The organism is Rhodanobacter sp. FW106-PBR-R2A-1-15 (assembly GCF_058789735.1).
Window position 1 is genome coordinate 88,081 of the sequence record NZ_JBYTEM010000001.1, and the last position, 18,654, is coordinate 106,734.

Genomic DNA, 18,654 nt, shown 5'->3' on the forward strand with positions numbered 1-18,654 from the left:
GGGCTACGGGGTTTTTCGACAGCACATCCTGTGCTGGCGAAAAACTGGCCGGCATCCTTGCCGGCCACCCTGCGGGCTTTCCTCCGCCCGCCCGCCGCTGCAGAGGGGCCCCCCGGTAGAGCAGCGCGCATCCCGCGCGCACTCGGTGTGCGACCGCTGCGCAGTCGCGAAAGCCGTAAAGCCAGAAGCGAAAGAGTCCCGCGGCCAGCGGGACTTTTCAATGCCGCGAATGTCTCGGTTCGGCCAATAACGGTCACTCAGCTGATGCAAATGTCCGCTGAGTCACCGCCAAGACCTAGATGCCCGTTCGCCTCACGATTTCGCGCGCAAGCTCAGCGAATTCATCGCGCGCCTCGTCCAGCGTGACGTTGTGTCCGCCGTTGACATGGCCATGCAGTTTTCCGATGGCAACGCCGTGCTTTTGAGCCTCAGACGGCAGGCTCTGGAAATGCTTGATTGCCCCCAGCTTGTTGCTGCCTGCCGAAGCAAGCTTGGGATCAATAGCACGCAACGCGTCGACAACCTGATGCCGAACGCGGGGTGCGATCTTTGACTCCCAATCGGCGTGTGGCGATGCTGCGGAACGACCTTTCTTTACCTTATAAGCAGAGGTGACATATCCGAGGAAGTTGGGTATTCCTTTTGGAAGACGCTTCTTGTCTATATCGCTCGCGAGGGAAAGAACTGTCTTCCAATCACCCACCCATTTGCCAACTGATAGGCCCACAGTGCTCAGAGCACGAAGTGAGAACAGGTCGGCTGCAACTGGCGTGATGAAATAGTCACAGTCCAACAACACTGCGCGATTTAGTGCGCCCACGTTCGGGCCCACGTCATAGAGGATGACATCGGCCTTATGTTCCTTGGCGCTGTTGTTCGCTACTTGAGCGACGGCAGTCATCACGTCATAGCCACGCGTTTTGCGAGCGAAACTGTCGAGCCACGCCTGAGGAAGTTCTTCTTCGTATTGAGACAACATCACGTCGCCCGGTACCAGGAGAATTCCACCCTCGTTACTGCCTACATCCCATACCTGCACCTTCCTGACGCCGCCGCGACCAGCAACTACCGGCTTGATCGCTGACCAGAGGCTGCCAGCGTGGTCTCCCAACCCGTCGTCGTCGAAAAGGCCTTCAAGATCTGGTTCAGATATGTAAAAAGCCGTCAGGTTGCACTGCGGGTCCGCATCGACGAGCAAGACCGTCTTGCCGAGGTCTTCAAGGGCGTCTGCGACGTTCACGGTCAAGGTGGTCTTGCCAACGCCCCCCTTGTGGTTGAAGAACGCGATCTTTTTCACTGCTACCTCGGCTGTGGTGTCTGGTGATTGCAGTCTAGAGCAGGCGCGCGATAAGAAATTAAGTCCGTCGAGCCGGCCAACTTCCAGTTCGGTGGTTACGAGTCGCTTGGATGCAGCGCAGGAGCTGGCAGTGGAGCGGAATGATGGCCTCGATATGAGGCTGCCATTAGGTTCACTTCCGCAGATGGAAGTGTCTGCTTTGGGTCGAGAGCAGGCCCTTCGGGCCGATCAAGTCAGTACCGTGGCAGATCTCCTGCAAGCCGATCCTGAGATCGACTTAAGGGGCGCGGCGCGAGACGTTTTTCGCACGTGTGACGCGAGGGGCGGCAACTGCCAACTGCATCAAAGGCGCGGGTGGCGCGGTTTTGGCTCCTCTGAATAGTGCGGGCCACGATGGCCCGCTGCTCTACCCGGGGTCCCTTGCGCGGCGGTGAGGCGGGGACGACAGGCCGCGCAGCGGGCGTTGCCAGGGATGGCAACGCCTTTTCGCGCGGGCACGATGCCCGCTCGAAAAGCCCGGCCCCGGCTCACGGACTTGCCGGGCAGGATGCCCGGCAAGCGCCAAGCGGGGTGTCGTTTTCTCTTGGGTACTTCTCTTTTGGACAAGCAAAAGAGAAGTACCTCGGCCTCCGCAGGAGGACGAAAGCTCTTGCTCCTGACGCGTTGCGGCACTCAGCAGAAAGCCAGGGCGGCGGGCAGTGCCCGCCCTACAAAAACACATCGTTCAACGCGACAGGTCGATGGCATACGTCGCGGTGCCGTCGCCGTGATCCTTCAGCTGGCGGATGTTGTCGAGCCCGGCCTCGCGCGCCACCGGCTGCTTGCCGCTGGCGTCGGTGAACACCACCGGTCCGCGGGTCTTCAGCGGAGCGAAGGTCCATGACGTCGGTTCGAGATCCTTCGCGCCGATCCGCTTCTTGCTCTCCAGCCACTTCGCCAGTATCTCGCGAGTGCCATCGGGCGCGGTCAGCACGATGTTGCTGCCGTCGAGGCTGGGGAAGTGGCCGCCGCCGCTGGCGCGGTAGTTGTTGGTGACCACGATGAACGGCTGGGCCGGCTCGATCGGCTTGCCCTGGAAGGTCAGCGTGGTGATGCGCTGGCCGGCCGGCTTGGAGACGTCGATGACGTAGTGGATGCCGCCCTGGATCTGGTCGAAGTTGTAGCCGGTGAAGCGGCTGTTGATCAGCGCCTGCTCGCCGCTTTTCGCCGGCTCGATCCGGTTGAAGCGCTTGGCGGATTCTTCCAGCCACGCCTTCACTCCCGCGCCGTCGGTTTTCACCGCGGCCAGCGTGTTCGGGTAGAAGTACAGGTCGGCGGCGTTGCGCAGGGTAAGCGGGCCGGGGGCGACGTCGGTGTAGTCGTCGGGGCCGCCAAAGCCGGTGCGGAAGGCGGCGGCGGCGCCCAGCACCGGCAGATTCGCCAGCTCGGGGTGCGTGCGCGGCAGTTCGCGGCGCACGTAGTCGATCTGCGCGGCGTTGACCGGCGCCAGCGCGGTCATGTTGCCCTCGTCGGCGAAGTAGCTGCTCAGGCGCAGCGCGCTTTCGCCGATCGGCGTGTTGACGTAGGCGATGGTCGCCTCGTGCGCCTGCCGCACCAGCGGCGCGATCGCGGGGTCGGCCGGCACGCAATCGTGTTTCGTCTTGCAGATCGGGCGCACCTCGCTGTGGGTGTTGTCCAGGTCGACCACCCAGCGGCCGCCCTTGCGGTTCAGCACCAGCTGGATCACGCCGAGGTCCTTGCCGAAGAAGCCGCCCATCGCCGCGGGCACGTTGCGCACGAAACCGAGCCGTGCGTCGACGTCCTTCATGCCGGCGTAGTACGGGCCGGGGAATTCCGTGTGCGAGTGGCCGAGCAGCAGCGCGTCGATGCCGGGCACGCCGGCCAGGTACCAGCCGGCGTTCTCCATGTCCGGGGTGTACGGCGCGGTGTTCAGGCCGCCGTGCAGGATCGCCACCACCAGGTCGGGGTGCTGCGCCTGCAGTTCGGGCAGGTATTTCCGCGCCGCCTCGACCACGCCGCTGACGGTGACCTTGCCGGCCAGCTTCTGCTTGTCCCAGTCCATGATCGGCGGCGGGGTGAAGCCGATGATGCCGACTTTCAGCGGCACCTTGATCTTGCTGCCGTCGGGCGTGTAGGCCTCGATCTGCCTGGTGACCACCGTCCACGGCGGGAAGATCGGCTTGCCGTCGCGCGCGCTGTACACGTTGGCCAGCACCAGCGGGAAACGCGGGCCGGCACAACGGTCGTGGTGGCCGCCGTCCACGTTCATCGGCGTACCAGTGACCTGCGACAGGAAGCGCAGGCCGTAGTTGAACTCGTGGTTGCCGGCGGTGCCGCCGTCGTAGCCCATCGCGTCCATCGCCTGGTAGATGGCCAGCTCCTGGTCGCAGGCGACCGGTTTCACCAGCGCCTGGTAGTCGGCCAGCACGCTGCCCTGGATGGTGTCGCCGCTGTCGAACAGGAAGGTGTTGGAGAACTCGGCGCGGGCGCGGCGGATCAGCGTGGCGGTGCGCTCGTAGCCTAGCGAGGGGTCCGGCTTCAGCTTGTAGTAGTCGTAGCTGAGCACGTTCGCGTGCACGTCGGTAGTTTCCAGGATCGCCACGCTGGCGCGCGCGCCGTCGGGCGTCCTGCCAGCCGCCCAGGGCAGGCTGGAGCATCCGGCGAGCAGGGCGGCACCGAGGACGAGCAGCGGGGCGGCGAGCGGCAACGGGCGAGGCGACATGGGAGTCCGTGGGAAAGGCGGGTTCGGATCGCGGAAATTAGCAGATCGGGGTGACCGGGTGCTTGCGCATCGCTCCGGCCGCGGCCCTGGCCTCGGCCACCCCGCCAAGCTCAACGCCGGTGGAACGGCGCGCTGGCGCCGCAGCGCGTGACGCCTGCAAGACCGTAAGATGTCACCAGGATGACAGCGGTCCCGCGGGGGGACTTCCAGCCATGCGTCGAATCTCGTTGCACCCCACACGGGCAGTTGCGGTGGTGCTGTGCGCGCTGGTTTTCTTCGCCGCCTGCATTGCGCTCACCGCGTGGCAGGAGCCGTTGCCGCTGCAGCGCGGCTTCATCCTCGGGCTGATGCTGTGCACGTTCGGCGTGCTGCTGTTCGCGTTCGGCCGCTTTGGCATGGCGCTGCTGGTCGGCGGCGGGTTGTTCCTGCTGCTGAAGTCGGTGGCGGTGCTGAAGCTGCGCTATCTCGACTCGCAGCTGATGCCGTCGGACTTCGTCTATTACGTGCGCAGCAGCCTGCTGGATACGCTGCGCCACTATCCGCACCTGTACACGGTGGGGCTCGCCCTGGGCGTGCTGCTGCCGCCGCTGTTGTATCTGGTATGGCGTTGGGACTGGCGGGTGCTGGAGCGGCCGCCGCCGCGGCGCGGCGCCGGCATGCGCCTCGGCGGCGCCGCGTTGAGCGCGCTGGCGCTGTGGCTGTGCATGCTGCCCGCCGGGCCGTTCGCGCAGGTGCACTCGCGCAACGCCTGGCAGAAGATGTCCGACGATGCGCAGCTGACCAACTTCTTCGTCAACCTGCACGACGCCGACGTGGAGCTGCCGGCGATGGCCGACGACGCGGTGGCCGAGCCGGACTGGGGCGCCACCGCCACCGGTGCGCCCGGCCGCATGCCGCCACCGTACCCGGACATCGTGCAGGTGCTGGAAGAAAGTACGTTCGACCCGTCGGTCTACGACGCCTGCAGCGTGCCGCCGTGCCGGGCTGCGATGTTCCGTGCCGATGCGCGCACCCGCGCGCACGGCATGCTGCGCGTGCATACCTTCGGTGGCGGCACCTGGGTCAGCGAGTTCGCCGCGCTCACCGGCATGCCGCAGGACATCTTCGGCCCCGGCGGCATGTACGCGCCGTACGTGCTGGCGCCGAACGTGCACGATGCGCTGGCGCTGCAGCTGCGCCGGCTTGGCTACCTCACCATCGGCATCTACCCGACCAATGCCGACTTCATCAACGGTCGCAACGCGTACCAGGCCTACGGTTTCGACCACCTGTACGGCGCCGACGAGTTGGGCCTGGAGGAGTGGGAGGAGAGTGACGCGCAGATGTTCGCGGCCGCCAGGCGCATCTACGACAAGGTGAAGAAACCGGGGCAGCCGGTATTCCTGATGATCCTGACGCTGAACCAGCACGGCCCGCACGACCACCAGCCGATGGCGAAGCTGCCGCGGCCGTACCGCAACCTGCTGCGCGGACTGCCGCCCGACACGGCGCTGAACTTCGACACCTATCTCGCGCGCCTGCATGCCTCCGACCTGGCCATGCGTGCGCTGGAGCACAGCTTCCTCGACCGCCCGCAGGCCACCGTGCTGCTGCACTTCGGCGACCACCAGCCGTCGTTCAACGGCCTGATCCGCGACCTGCCGCGCCGGCTGCCGCCCGCGCTGCGGCCCTACCGCGATTACCTCACCTACTACATGCTGAAAAGCAACTTCGCCGGGCCGCCATTGCCGCAATATCCGCTGCTCGACATCGCGTTCCTGCCCAGCATGGTGCTGCAGGCTGCCGGCGTGCCCACCGACGCCTACTTCACCGCGGCCATCGAGCTGCGCGAACGCTGCCACGGCCTGTACGACGACTGCGCCGTGCCGGGCCTGCTCGCGTCCTACCACGCCTGGACCATCGGCCGGCTGCACGTGTACGAGTAGGCGCGCTGGCCGCGGCTGACCGGCAGCGGCAGTTTGCGCCCCGATCGGCCGTGAAGACGCCCAGGCGCGGGGCACGGGCCGCGTACCGGCGGGCCTGACGGCACTGGCAGGTGTCTTGCTTTGCCCGACATATGAACGCGCGCAAGCCGCCACCCCCGGAAAAAGCCGGCGCCAGCCTGGAGCGGCAGATGGCCGACTGCGGCCTGTCGAGCGACGACCGCCGGTTCCTGCGCGACCTGCATGCCGCCGAGAAGCAGCTCAACGAAGCGTTCGAGCAGGCTCAGCAAGGCGGCGCGCTGGAACAGCGGGTGAGCGCGGTGTACCGCCGGATGTACGGCAAGCGGGCGCATCGCAGGGATTGAGGCGTGCCCTGGGAGCGTGGGCGGTAGAAACCAAGCAGGCGAGGCAAAGCCGTTTTGAGCCAGCTTGCGTGACGGTTTGCCGGCCCATAGTGGTTCTATGGGCCAAAAATCGGCGCGGAAGGTGGTCAAAACGGCGCAGCCGCAGCCGCTTGTGTTTCTGCCGCCCACGCTCCTAGGCGCGACCGCGCCGTTGCCACGAAACGTTCGCATGCTCCGGCTAGGATCCCAGGCCATCCGCGTGGACGCCCGCACGGAACAGCCCGGAAGATCCCTATGCCCCGTTTCCCGTTCGCCGCGCGCCCGATTCTGCTGGGCGCCATGCTTTCCGCGCTTGGCGCCTGCGCCAGCCAGCTGCCATCCGTGGCACCCGCCGCCACGTCGTCGATCGCGGTGCCCGCCATCCAGCGCCCGCAGGGCGAGACGCCGTCGTGGTGGTTCCGTAGCGGCGCGGCGCAGGCGGCGCTGGCTTCCGCCCAGGCGAAGGCGGGCGGCCAGCGCGCGAAGAACGTGATCGTGTTCCTCGGCGACGGCATGAGCATCCCCACCATCGCCGCCGCGCACGTGCTGGCCGGGCAGCGCGCGGGCGTGGACGGCGAGAGCTACCGGCTGAGCTTCGAGAAGTTTCCGTTCAGCGCATTGAGCCGCACCTACGAGACCGACCAGCAGACGCCCGACTCGGCGGGCACCATGACCGCGATCATGACGGGGGTGAAGACGCGCGCCGGCTACATCGGCGTGTCGCAGCTGCCGAAGCGGCAGGACTGCGCCGGCAGCCGCGGACAGGAGCTGGTCACCGCGCTGGAGCTGGCCGCCTCCGCCGGCATGGCCACCGGCGCGGTCACCACCACGCGGATCACCCACGCCACCCCGGCCGCCACCTACGGCCACCTGCCCGAGCGCAACTGGGAGGTGGACGCCGACCTCAGCGAGGCGGCGAAGGCCGCCGGCTGCAAGGACTTCGCCGCGCAGCTGATCGATTTCCCGGTCGCCGGCGGCCTCACTGTGGCGATGGGCGGTGGCCGCACCGAGTTCATGCCGGCCGGCGCGGACGATCCGGAATACGCCACCAGCGTGGGCCAGCGCCTCGACGGCCGCGACCTGATCGGCGAATGGACGTCCAGACATCCGGACGGCAAGTACGTGTGGAACGCGGCGCAGCTGAAGGCGCTGGACCTGGCGAAAACGCCGCGCCTGCTCGGCCTGTTCGAGCCCTCGCACCTGAACTACGAGCACGAGCGCGCGCACGACAAGGCCGGCGAGCCCAGCCTGGCCGAGATGACCGCCAGCGCGATCGAGGTGCTGCAGCGCAACCCGAACGGCTTCTTCCTGATGGTCGAGGGGGGCCGCATCGACCACGCGCTGCACGCCGGCAACGCGTACCGCGCGCTGGACGAGACGATCGCCTTCGCCGACGCGGTGCAGGTCGCGCTGCAGCACACCGACCCGGCCGAGACGCTGATCGTGGTCACCGCCGACCACAGCCACACCATGACCTTCGCCGGCTACCCGCGCCGCGGCAATCCGATCCTGGGCAAGGTGACCGGCCACACCGACAGCTACGACGACGAAAGCGCGCCGGGCCTGGCGCGCGACGCCACCGGCCTGCCGTACACCACGCTGGGTTTCGCCAACGGCCCCGGCTACACCGGCGCCAGCGAACGGCAGCCGGAAGGCAGCAAACGCTACCCGCACAACCCGCGCGAGTACGAGGCGATCGGCAAGGGTCGGCCCGACCTGCGCCAGCTCGACACCACCGATCCGGACTACATGCAGGAAGCGGCTGTGCCGCTGAAGGCCGAGACGCACGGCGGCGAGGACGTGGCGATCTTCGCCAGCGGCCCCGGCGCCGCGGCATTCCACGGCGAGCTGGAGCAGAACGTGATCTTCCACGTGATGGTGCAGCACACGCCGCGGCTGCGCGCCGAACTGTGCCGGCTCGGCAGCTGCAACGCCGACAGCGTGCCGGTGGATCGACCGGACTGGCAGCAATGGCTGAAGCTCGGCTCCGCCGCGACCGCCACGGCGCTGTAAAAACCGTTACACATGCGGCCGGCAGAGTCGGCGCCTCGCCCGTGCCGCCGCCGGCGGACGGCTGAGCTACGGCGAAATGTGCACGCCGGCCGGCCTGCGCGCGATCGCGACCCATGCCGACGCGATCGGCCCGAACATCCGCGCGATCATCGCCGCTGGCGAAGGACGGCACGTTAGGTGCGCCGACGCCGCTGGTGCACGACGCCCACGCGGCGAAGCTGGAACTGCATCCCTACACGTTCCGCCCGGAGAACCATTTCCAGGCGAAGAACTTCTGGCAGGGCAGCGATCCGAAGACATTCAACGAGGCGGGCTCGATCACCGAGATCCGCGCCTACCTCGATGCCGGCATCGACGCGTTTTTCACCGACGATCCGGCGATCGGGCGCAAGGCGCCCGACGGGCGCTGAGCGTCAGCCCGCGCGGGTTCGCGTGCACGCGGCGCCGAGTTCGCGCCGACCGTATGGACGTTCATCCGAAAAACTGACATTCGGCTGTAAGGCTCCCTACACAAAGCACGTCCATGCTTGTGCGTACGGTCGCTCAGGGCGGCCATTCTCCCATTCCCCACATTGATGCCGTGGCTCCCCGCGATCGCGGGAGGCTGCGCAGAGGATGCACGCGCATGTCCGTCAGCGAACGCTCTTGCCGCAGAACCGGTCTCGCCCTGGCGCTGTTCGCCGCGCTCAACGGCGTAACGATCGCCGCACCGCTCGACAACGCCACGCCAGCGGCAGGGCCGGATGCCACCGCCGACCAGGCCCGCACGCTGGAATCGGTGTCGGTGATCGGCCAGGGCGAGACGCGCCAGGTGCAGCGTGTCACCGCGAAGGACGTGGCCGTGCTGCCGGCCGGTACTAGCATCCAGAAGGTGTTGAACCGGATGCCTGGCGTGAACGTGCAGTCGAATGATGCGTTCGGCGCGAACGAGGAGTCGCAGACGATCAGCCTGCGCGGCTTCAACACCACCCGCCTGGGCTACACGCTGGACGGCCTGCCGCTCGGCGACAATGCCTACGGCAACTACAACGGCCTCAACATCAGCCGCGCGCTGATCGCCGAGAATTTCGGCGGCGCCGAGCTGGCGCAGGGCATTGGCGGGCTCGGCACGGCATCCACCAGCAACCTCGGCGGTTCGATCCAGTACTACTCGGACGATCCGGCGACGACATTCGGCGGCCGCTTCGGCCAGACCGTCGGCAGCGACAACAATCGCCGCACCTATCTGCGCCTGGATACCGGCGACTGGCACGGCTTCTCGATGTATCTGTCCGGCATCCGCGCCACTGCGGACATGTGGGCACCGCCGAGTTCGCCGACCACGACGAAACAGTTCAACGCGAAGGCGGTGTACCAGTTCGACGGCGGCCGGATCACCGCATTCGCGGATACCTCGCGCACCTCGCAGGCCGATTACGCCTATCTCTCGAAGAGCGGCATGGCACGCGGGCTGGGCTGGGACTGGAACCTGTATGCGCCGGACTGGAAGCGCGCGCTGGCCGCGGCGTACTGTGCACCGGCGTACACCATCAAGGGCGTGAAGGATCCACGCTGCGCGTTTTCCGGCGGCGTCGACAACATCGACGATGCGTATTACCAGAGCCGCGCGCTGCGCAACGACGACCTGTACTACCTCGCCGGCGACTTCTTCCCCAGCGACGGCGTGACCGTGCATGCGCAGGTCTACCACCACGAGGACGCCGGCCAGGGCCACTGGTGGTCGCCGGGGCAGAAGTCGTATCCGGGCACGCCGCAGGAGCTGCCGATCTCGATCCGCAGCACCAACTACACGATCAACCGCACCGGCGGCATCGCCTCGCTGGTCTGGGAGCTGGGTGCGCATCATCTCGAAGGCGGCGTGTGGTACGAGCGGAACAACCACCACGTGGAACGCAATTTCTACTGGATCGGCGGCCCGATCAACGACGACACCTTCCTGGCCAACCCGAACCGCCGCCTGTTCAGCCAGGACTACGTGATCACCACCCGCCAGGCCTATCTGCAGGACAGCTTCAAGCTGTTCGACGACCGGCTCAGTGTGGACGTGGGCGTGAAGAGCCCGCACACCACGATGAGCGCGGGCGAGACGGTCGGTGTGGCGGTCGAGGCGCCGGTGGCGAACGGTGCGCTGAAGGCGGGCAAGTCGCTGCTGCCGCAGCTCGGCCTCGGCTACAAGCTGGCCGCCGGGCAGGAAGTGTTCCTTTCGTATGCGAAGAACATCGCCGCCTTCCAGGGCGGTGGCGCCGGCGGCCCGCTGCAGGTGACGCAGGCCTCGTTCGACGCCAGCCGCGGCAACCTCAAGCCCGAGCAGTCGCGTACGATCGAGGGCGGCTATCGCATCACCCAGCAGGCGTTCGAGGCCTCCGTCGCGCTGTACGACGTGAAGTTCGACAACCGCCTGCTCTCGCTCAACCCGTGTTCGAGCATCCAGCAGGGCACCACCCCGGCCTGCACCACGCGCTTCTACAACGTCGGCGGCGTGAGCAGCCACGGTGCTGAGCTCACCTTCATCTGGAAACCGTTCGATCACGTCCAGTGGTACAACTCGGCCTCGTTCAACCGCTCCACCTACGACAACAACTACACGCAGAACGGTGCGCTGGTGCCTACCCGCGGCAAGATCACCGTCGATACGCCGCAGAAGATGCTGGCCAGCGAGATCAGCTGGCACGACGGCCCGTGGAACCTGAGCCTGCGCGGCAAGTACACCGGCCGCCGCTACTACACGTATACCAACGACCAGGGCTTCGGCGGCTATACCGCGTTCGACTTCGGCGCCGGCTACGACTTCGGCCCGGCCTGGTTCGCGAAGGACGTGCGGCTGTCGCTCAACGTCACCAACCTGACGGACCGCCGCTACGAGTCGAACCTCAGCGCGTTCGCCAATGGCGATCCGACGGGTCGCCGGCTGGCGTTCCATGCCAGCGCGCCGCGGCAGGGCTTTCTCACGCTGAACGTGAAGTTCTGATGCGCAGCAGCCTACATGCTGGCCTGGCGTTGTTCTCCAGCGCCTGCATCCAGGGGTTGCTGTCCGATCTGCTGTCCCGGCAGGCGCAAGGCTGCGCCTGCCTGACGACCCCTCCGCCACCGGAATCCGCACCCACTCCCGCTCCGTCATGGAACGTGGGCATGCAGGAAGGAATGCATCCATGAAAGTCTTATGCTGGCTCGTCTCCCTGCTGGTGGCCGGAACGCTGGCTATGCCTCTCGCCGTGCACGCGAATGAAAAACCGCTGGCCACGAAGGTGCTGGTGATCGGCCACCGCGGCGCCAGCGCGCTGCGGCCGGAGCACACGCTGGCCTCCTACGGCAAGGCGATCGCCGACGGCGCCGACTTCATCGAACCGGACCTGGTGATGACGAAGGACGGCGTGCCGGTGGCGCGCCACGAGAACGAGATCGGCGGTACCACCGATGTCGCCAGCCATACAGAGTTCGCCGCGCGCAAGACCACCAAGACGGTCGATGGCCAGGCTGTCACCGGCTGGTTCACCGAGGACTTCACGCTGGCCGAGCTGAAGACGCTGCGCGCACGCGAGCGCCTGCCGGAGCTGCGCAGCACGCAGTACGACGGCGCGTTCCAGATCCCGACACTGGACGAGATCATCGATTTCGTCGCCACCGAGTCGGCGACGCGGGGGCGGCTAATCGGCATCATCCCGGAGATCAAGCACGGCACCTATTTCCAGCGCGCCGGCCTGCCGCTGGAGGACCGCGTGCTGGCGATCCTCGCCGCACACGCGTACACCCGCACGGCGCCGGTGGAGATCCAGTCGTTCGAGATCGCCAACCTCAGGTATCTGCGCGGCAAGCTCGGCAACGGTCACCGCAACATCCGCCTGCTGCAGCTGATCGACGACGCCGACCAGCGGCCGTACGACGTGGTTGCCGCCGGCGGGCGGCTGACCTACGGCGAAATGTGCACGCCGGCCGGCCTGCGCGCGATCGCGACCTATGCCGATGCGATCGGTCCGAACATCCGCGCGATCATCCCGCTGGCGAAGGACGGTACGCTCGGCCGACCGACGCCGCTGGTGCACGACGCCCACGCGGCGAAGCTGGAGCTGCATCCCTACACGTTCCGTCCGGAGAACCAGTTTCAGGCGAGAAACTTCTGGCAGGGCAGCGATCCGAAGGCGTTCAACGCGGCCGGCTCGATCGCCGAGATCCGCGCCTATCTCGATGCCGGTATCGATGCGTTCTTCACCGACGATCCGGCACTCGGCCGCAAGGCGCTCGACGCCCGTTGAGCGAACCCGCCGCGGCGCTGTCATGCGGATGCAGTGGTGCGGGCCGAGCATGCATGGCTCCTTCGCCGCCTTCTGGAACCTGCATGCGCCGTCTGCTGTTTGCGTTGTCCTTCGTGCTGCTCGCCTGGCTGCCCGCCATGCGCGCGGTGGCGGCACCACTGCTGCTGATCTCGATCGACGGCCTGCGCCCGATCGACGTGCTGCAGGCGCACCAGCGCGGACTCGAGCTGCCGAATCTCGGAGCGTTCCTGCAGCGCGGCGCCCATGCCGAAGGCGTGCGCGGCGTGCTGCCCACGCTGACCTATCCCAGCCACACCACCTTGATCACCGGCGTGTCGCCGAATCAGCATGGCATCGGCGGCAATCTCACCTTCGACCCCATCAACAAGAATCAGCAGGGTTGGTACTGGTACGCCAGCGACATCCGCGTAGCGACGTTGTGGGATGCCGCTCACGCCGCAGGCCTGACCACCGCGAACGTGCACTGGCCGGTGAGCGTGGGTGCGCCGGTGGACTGGAACCTGCCGCAGATCTGGCGCACCGGCACGGCCGATGACCGCAAGTTGCTGGGTGCGCTGGCCACGCCCGGCCTGCTGCCGGCGATGGAGCAGGAGCTCGGTCCCTATGCCGACGGCATCGACGAGAGTGTGGCTGGCGACGAGACGCGCACGCGCTTCGCGGTGAAGTTGCTGGAAACGCACAAGCCGGATTTCATGACGGTGTATCTGGCGGCGCTCGATCACGAACAGCACGCCAGCGGGCCGGACACGCCGGCGTCGCGGGCGGTGCTGGAACGCATCGACGGCCTGATCGGCGAACTGGTGGCCGCGGCGCAACAGGTGCATCCCGATGGCGTGGTGGCGGTGGTCTCCGATCACGGATTCCTGCCCGTGCAGCAGGACGTGAATCTGTACCAGCCCTTCATCGAGGCGGGCCTGGCCACGTTCAAGAATGGTGCGGTGACGGACTGGCAGGCCATGCCATGGAATGACGGTGGCAGTGCGGCGATCGTGCTGCACGATCCCGCCGACGCGAGCGTCAGGGCACGGGTGGCGGCGCTGCTCGACCAGCTGCGGCACGACCCCGCATATGGCATCGATCACGTGCTTGGGCATCCGCAGCTGGTTGCGCAGGGCGGCACCGCGCAAGCCGAATGGTTCGTGCTGTTCAAACCGGGCTACAAGATGGCGAGCACGCCGGAGACGCCGCTGCCTGCCGCCAGTCATTATCGCGGCATGCATGGTTACGACCCGGCGCTGCCGCAGATGCGCTCGACCTTCCTGCTGGCCGGCAAGGACGTGCCTGCGGGCAGGAACCTCGGCGAGATCGACATGCGCGACATCGCGCCGACGCTGGCGCGCCTGCTGGGCGCACGTCTGCCCCAGGCGCAGGGCAAGGCACTGCCGGTCGCCACGCGCTGATGCGATTCCGGTTGCCTTGAAGCGCCCGTTTTGTGTCGTTTCAAACGGCCATCCAAATGACGAATGACATGTCGTCGTAAGACGGGCTTCATGAAGTGCGTTCACGCTTGCATGGACTGCCGCCTGGGTGGGATGCGGGCGGTTTCCTCAACGACGATGTCGTGGCGCTCCGCGCAGGCGGACTGCTGCGCGAAGGATATTCACGCATGTCCGTACCAATGATCTCGACCCGCAAGACCAGTCTCGTGCTGGCACTGCTTGCGGTGCTGCATGGCGGTGCCGCATGGGCCACCAGTGCGGATGCGCCGGCGCCGGCCGCCGCCACCCCGGCCGCGACGGCGGGGGCGGCGGAATCAGACAGCACCAGGACGCTGGAGGCCGTCTCGGTGATTGGCCAGGGCGAGTCGCGCCAGGTGCAGCGCATCACCGTGCAGGACGTGAAGGTGCTGCCGCCGGGGTCCAGCCCGCTGAAGGTGCTGGCGAAGTTGCCCGGCGTGCATTTCGAGTCGGCCGATTCGTTCGGCAACTACGAGTGGTCCACCCGCATCAGCCTGCGCGGCTTCAACCAGACCCGGCTTGGCTTCACGCTGGATGGCATCCCGCTCGGCGACATGAGCTACGGCAACAACAACGGCCTGCACATCAGTCGCGCGCTGATCGCCGAGAACCTCGGCGGCGCCGAACTGGCCGCCGGCATCGGCGCGCTGGGCACCGCCTCCACCGGCAACCTCGGCGGCACCGTACAGTTCTACTCGGCCGACCCGTCCAGCACCTACGGCGTGACGCTGGCGCAGAGCGCCGGCAGCGACAGCGCGCTGCGCACCTACGCGCGGCTGGACACCGGCGACCACAACGGCTTCGCGATGTACCTGTCCGGCGCCTACGCCGACAGCGACAAGTGGAAGGGCAAGGGTGCGCAGAAGCAGCAGCAGTTCAACGGCAAGGCGGTGTACGACTTCGGCGACAACCACGTCGCCGCGATGCTGAACACCTCCAGCCGCAACGAGACCGACTACCAGGACCTGTCGCTGGACATGCAGAAGCGGCTGGGCTGGAACTGGGACAACTATGCGCCGGACTGGCAGCGCGCGGTGAACGCGGCGAAGGGCATCTTCACCGGCGGCGTCAACAACATGGACGATGCGTACTACGCCGGCCGCGGCCTGCGCGACGACAGCCTGGCCGGCCTGTTCGGCGACTTCGGCCTGGCCGAGGGCGTGCGCCTGAAGGCCACCGGCTACTACCACAGCAACCGCGGTCAGGGTCACTGGTTCACGCCGTACCAGACCTCGTTCGCCGGCACGCCGCAGGAGACGCCGATCGCGATCCGCACCACCGAGTACGGCATCGATCGCTGGGGCACGATCGCCTCGCTGGGCTGGGACCTCGGCAACCACCACCTCGAAGGCGGCTTCTGGTACGAGAACAGCCACCACACGGTGCAGCGCAACTTCTACTTCATCGCCGGCCCGGTGGACGACCAGTACTTCCTGCACAACCCGAGCATCCGCAAGTTCTACCAGCGCTACGAAACCGAGACGCACCAGCTCTACCTGCAGGACACCATCAGCCTGCTCGACGGCAGGCTGCACCTCGACGTCGGCGTCAAGAGCCCGCAGACGCGCACCCGCACGCACGCCGTGGTGGGCAGCTACGCGAACGGCGAGCTGACCGCGGACAAGTCGCTGCTGCCGCAGCTCGGCGCCAGCTACAAGCTGGACGGCCAGAACGAACTGTTCGCCTCCTACGCGCAGAACATCGCCGCGTTCCAGGCCGGCATCAGCGGCCCGTTCGCCACCACCCAGGCCGCGTTCGACGTGATCCGCGGCAAGCTCAGGCCGGAGGAGTCGCGCACCGTCGAGGCCGGCGTGCGCCATGCCGAGGAACTGTTCGAAGGCTCGCTGGCGCTGTACGACGTGAAGTTCGACCACCGCCTGCTGGCGATCCAGCAGTGCTCGTCCGGCATCCAGGGTTGCCCGTCGGCGTACGCCAACGTCGGCTCGGTGACCAGCCGCGGCGCCGAGCTGACCTTCATCCTGAAGCCGACCAGCGAGCTGCGCTGGTACAACGCGCTGTCGTACAACCGCTCGCGCTACGACAGCGACTACCTCAACGGCACCACCGTGGTGGCGACCCGGGGCAAGACCGTGGTCGACAGCCCGAAGCAGCTGTTCTCCTCGGAGATCGCCTGGACGCCGGGCGCGTGGGACCTGCGCCTGTCCGCCAATTACACCGGCAAGCGCTACTACACCTACGTCAACGACGGGGCAGTACCGTCGTACTGGCTGTTCAACGCCGCCGCGGCGTACGACTTCGGCAAGCTCGGCGTGGCCGAGGACCTGAAGCTGGCGCTCAACGTCACCAACCTCGCCGGCAAGCACTACTACGGCACGATCGGTTCCAACGGCTTCACCGCGACGGACCCGACCGGCGAGTACGCCACCCTGCAGGTGGGCGCGCCACGCGCGGCGATGCTGACCGCCACCGTGCGCTTCTGACCGGCCGCCGCTGACGCCGGGCGCCACCGTCGCCACGACGGCGGCGCCTTGGCTATGATCGGCCGGGTATCCTCCACGGTGCCCTGCATGGTCGCGATGGTCTTCCGTTCTCCGTTGCCCGCCGGCGTACGCCGGCTCGCGTTCGCCACCGCGGCTACGGCGACTGCGGCCATCGTCGGCGCGCTGCTGGCGGCGGGCGAGGCGGGCCACGGCTGGCTGTGGCTGCACTGGATCGCCAAGCCGCTGGCCACCGCGCTGATCTTCCTGCTGGCCTGGCAGGCGCGGCCGTCGCCGTCGCCGCGCTATCGACGCTGGATACTCTCCGGCATCGCCGCCTCGCTGGCGGGCGACGTACTGCTGATGCTGCCGGGCGACCTGTTCGTGCCGGGGCTGGTGGCGTTCCTCGTTGCCCACGCCTGCTTCATCGCGGCGTTCCTCGCCGACAGCCGCTTCGCCGCGCCGGCGTGGCCGCTGGCGGCGTGCCTGGCGTATGGCGCGGCGAACCTCGCGCTGCTGTGGAGCGCGATCGGCGCGTCGCTGCGCGTGCCGGTGATCGTCTACGTGGCGGTGCTGGCCACGATGGGCGGACAGGCATGGGCGCGGGCGCGGACGAGACGTAGCGATGCGGCTGCGCAACTGGCGGCGCGCGGCGCGCTGGTGTTCATACTGAGCGACAGCGTGCTGGCCTGGGGCCGCTTCCGCGGCCCCGTGCCGCTGGCCAGCCTGTGGGTGCTGGCGGCGTATTATCTGGCATTGTGGTGGATCGCCCGCTCGGTGCAGGGCGTACCGGTCGAACACGAGGCGGCATGAACACGCAGGAACTCATCATCACCTGGGCCACCCCGGTGTTCTTCCTGCTGATCGGCATCGAATTGCTGGTGGCGAAGCTGCGCGGACGCGACGCCTACGCCAGCAACGACGCGATCAACAGCATCGGGCTGGGGGTGATCTCGCAGCTGGTCGGCGTGTTCAGCAAGCTGCTGACGATCGGCATCTACGCGTGGTGCGTCGAGCACCTGGCACTGTTCACGTTGCCTGAAAACAGCCTGGGGGTCTGGATCGGCGCGTTGCTGCTGTACGACTTCTGCTACTACTGGCTGCACCGCATGGGCCACCAGGTGAACATCCTGTGGGCCGCCCACGTGGTGCACCACCAGAGCGAGCGCTACAACCTGTCCACCGCGCTGCGCCAGACCGGCAGCGGCGCGCTGCTGGGCTGGCTGTTCTACCTGCCGCTGGCGCTGCTCGGCGTGCCGCTGAAGGTATTCGTGGTGGTGGCGCTGATCGACTTGTTGTACCAGTTCTGGGTGCACACCGAGCAGATCGGCCGGCTCGGCTGGTTCGACCGCGTGTTCTGCTCGCCGTCCAACCATCGCGCCCACCACGCAGTGAACGACCGCTACCTCGACCGCAACTACGGCGGCATCCTGATCGTGTGGGACCGCCTGTTCGGCAGCTTCGTCGAGGAAGACGCCAACGACCCGCCGGTATACGGCACGCGCTCGCCGCTGCGCAGCTGGAATCCGCTGTGGGCGAACGCCGAGGTGTATTGGAAGACCGCGCAGGACGCATGGCGCGCGCGGCGCTGGCGCGACAAGCTGCTGGTGTGGCTGAAGCCGCCGGGCTGGCGTCCCGCCGACGTGGCGGCGCGCTACCCGAGGCCGGACTTCGTGATGCCCGGCGAACGCTTCGACCCGCCGCTGTCGCGGCCACTGAAGCTTTACGTGCTGGCGCAGTTCGCACTGCTGCTGGGCATGACCACGCAGTTCCTCGGCATGGCCGGTGCGGCCAGCCTGCCGACGCTGCTGCTTTACGCGCTCTACCTGGTCGCCAGCCTGTGCGTGATCGGTGCGCTGATGGAGGGCCGTCGTTGGGCGTGGTGGGCGGAAGGCATCCGCGTGCTGGCGACCGCCACGGTGCCACTGCTCAGCGGGCGCTGGTTCGGGCTTGCCCATCTGGATGGCCATGTCGCGCTGGCGATCGCGGTGGTGTTCGGGCTCAGTGCGGTGGCCTTGCCGTGGCTGGGTGGCATGCGCCGGCCGTCTTCGTTGCGTCACGACGTCGCGACGGGCTGACGCCAGTCTTCGATCGGGATCAGGAGCCCCCTCGGTCCCGCGGGCAGCTCCCCCGCGAGTGGGGGAGCTGCAG

11 protein-coding genes and 1 pseudogene are annotated in these 18,654 nt (G+C 67.4%); 10 read left to right on the forward strand and 2 right to left on the reverse strand.

The window, feature by feature from the left end:
• Positions 1-295 precede the first annotated feature (295 nt).
• Together AC3WTD_RS00355 and AC3WTD_RS00360 are read right to left on the reverse strand one after the other, a co-directional pair.
• Positions 296-1,297 (reverse strand): ParA family protein, encoded by a 1,002-nt coding sequence (locus AC3WTD_RS00355; RefSeq protein WP_492612674.1) that lies wholly within the window; start codon positions 1,295-1,297, stop codon positions 296-298.
• 724 nt (positions 1,298-2,021) lie between these two features.
• Positions 2,022-4,019: a bifunctional 2',3'-cyclic-nucleotide 2'-phosphodiesterase/3'-nucleotidase gene (locus tag AC3WTD_RS00360; protein ID WP_492612675.1), complete on the reverse strand. Its 1,998-nt coding sequence runs from the start codon at positions 4,017-4,019 to the stop codon at positions 2,022-2,024.
• A gap of 212 nt (positions 4,020-4,231) precedes the next feature.
• On the opposite strand from AC3WTD_RS00360, the gene AC3WTD_RS00365 reads away from it, so the two are divergent.
• From AC3WTD_RS00365 to AC3WTD_RS00410, 10 genes and pseudogenes are all read left to right on the forward strand, one after another.
• Positions 4,232-5,944, forward strand: coding sequence for a sulfatase-like hydrolase/transferase (locus tag AC3WTD_RS00365; protein ID WP_492612676.1), 1,713 nt, complete (start codon positions 4,232-4,234; stop codon positions 5,942-5,944).
• 131 nt (positions 5,945-6,075) lie between these two features.
• The gene (locus AC3WTD_RS00370; RefSeq protein WP_027491673.1) at positions 6,076-6,306 is read left to right on the forward strand and encodes a hypothetical protein; all 231 of its coding nucleotides are present in this window, start codon (positions 6,076-6,078) and stop codon (positions 6,304-6,306) included.
• 273 nt (positions 6,307-6,579) lie between these two features.
• Positions 6,580-8,337, forward strand: coding sequence for an alkaline phosphatase family protein (locus tag AC3WTD_RS00375; RefSeq protein WP_492612677.1), 1,758 nt, complete (start codon positions 6,580-6,582; stop codon positions 8,335-8,337).
• Positions 8,338-8,383: 46 nt separating this feature from the next.
• Positions 8,384-8,747, forward strand: a pseudogene (locus tag AC3WTD_RS00380) (glycerophosphodiester phosphodiesterase family protein); the annotation flags it as partial.
• A 215-nt stretch (positions 8,748-8,962) separates the two neighbouring features.
• On the forward strand, positions 8,963-11,305 hold the full coding sequence (locus tag AC3WTD_RS00385) for a TonB-dependent receptor (RefSeq protein ID WP_492612678.1): 2,343 nt from the start codon (positions 8,963-8,965) through the stop codon (positions 11,303-11,305).
• A gap of 181 nt (positions 11,306-11,486) precedes the next feature.
• Positions 11,487-12,587, forward strand: coding sequence for a glycerophosphodiester phosphodiesterase (locus tag AC3WTD_RS00390; RefSeq protein ID WP_492612679.1), 1,101 nt, complete (start codon positions 11,487-11,489; stop codon positions 12,585-12,587).
• An 83-nt stretch (positions 12,588-12,670) separates the two neighbouring features.
• Entirely contained in the window at positions 12,671-14,008 is a 1,338-nt protein-coding gene (locus AC3WTD_RS00395; protein WP_492612680.1) for an alkaline phosphatase family protein, read from the forward strand.
• Positions 14,009-14,214: 206 nt separating this feature from the next.
• On the forward strand, positions 14,215-16,506 hold the full coding sequence (locus AC3WTD_RS00400; RefSeq protein WP_492612681.1) for a TonB-dependent receptor: 2,292 nt from the start codon (positions 14,215-14,217) through the stop codon (positions 16,504-16,506).
• Between the two features lie 54 nt (positions 16,507-16,560).
• Positions 16,561-17,316, forward strand: a complete 756-nt coding sequence (locus AC3WTD_RS00405; protein ID WP_492612762.1) for a lysoplasmalogenase — start codon at positions 16,561-16,563, stop codon at positions 17,314-17,316.
• Positions 17,313-18,581, forward strand: coding sequence for a sterol desaturase family protein (locus AC3WTD_RS00410; protein WP_492612682.1), 1,269 nt, complete (start codon positions 17,313-17,315; stop codon positions 18,579-18,581). The genes AC3WTD_RS00405 and AC3WTD_RS00410 overlap by 4 nt, the downstream gene beginning before the upstream one ends.
• The last annotated feature ends 73 nt before the right edge of the window (positions 18,582-18,654 follow it).

Excerpts from the sequence above, each read along its gene's own strand:
- AC3WTD_RS00410 (WP_492612682.1), top strand. The coding sequence starts at position 17,313 with ATGAACACGCAGGAACTCATCATCACCTGGGCCACCCCGGTGTTCTTC.
- AC3WTD_RS00385 (WP_492612678.1), top strand. The coding sequence starts at position 8,963 with ATGTCCGTCAGCGAACGCTCTTGCCGCAGAACCGGTCTCGCCCTGGCG.
- AC3WTD_RS00390 (WP_492612679.1), top strand. The coding sequence starts at position 11,487 with ATGAAAGTCTTATGCTGGCTCGTCTCCCTGCTGGTGGCCGGAACGCTG.
- AC3WTD_RS00375 (WP_492612677.1), top strand. The coding sequence starts at position 6,580 with ATGCCCCGTTTCCCGTTCGCCGCGCGCCCGATTCTGCTGGGCGCCATG.
- AC3WTD_RS00400 (WP_492612681.1), top strand. The coding sequence starts at position 14,215 with ATGTCCGTACCAATGATCTCGACCCGCAAGACCAGTCTCGTGCTGGCA.
- AC3WTD_RS00365 (WP_492612676.1), top strand. The coding sequence starts at position 4,232 with ATGCGTCGAATCTCGTTGCACCCCACACGGGCAGTTGCGGTGGTGCTG.
- AC3WTD_RS00405 (WP_492612762.1), top strand. The coding sequence starts at position 16,561 with ATGATCGGCCGGGTATCCTCCACGGTGCCCTGCATGGTCGCGATGGTC.
- AC3WTD_RS00395 (WP_492612680.1), top strand. The coding sequence starts at position 12,671 with ATGCGCCGTCTGCTGTTTGCGTTGTCCTTCGTGCTGCTCGCCTGGCTG.
- AC3WTD_RS00370 (WP_027491673.1), top strand. The coding sequence starts at position 6,076 with ATGAACGCGCGCAAGCCGCCACCCCCGGAAAAAGCCGGCGCCAGCCTG.
- AC3WTD_RS00360 (WP_492612675.1), bottom strand. The coding sequence starts at position 4,019 with ATGTCGCCTCGCCCGTTGCCGCTCGCCGCCCCGCTGCTCGTCCTCGGT.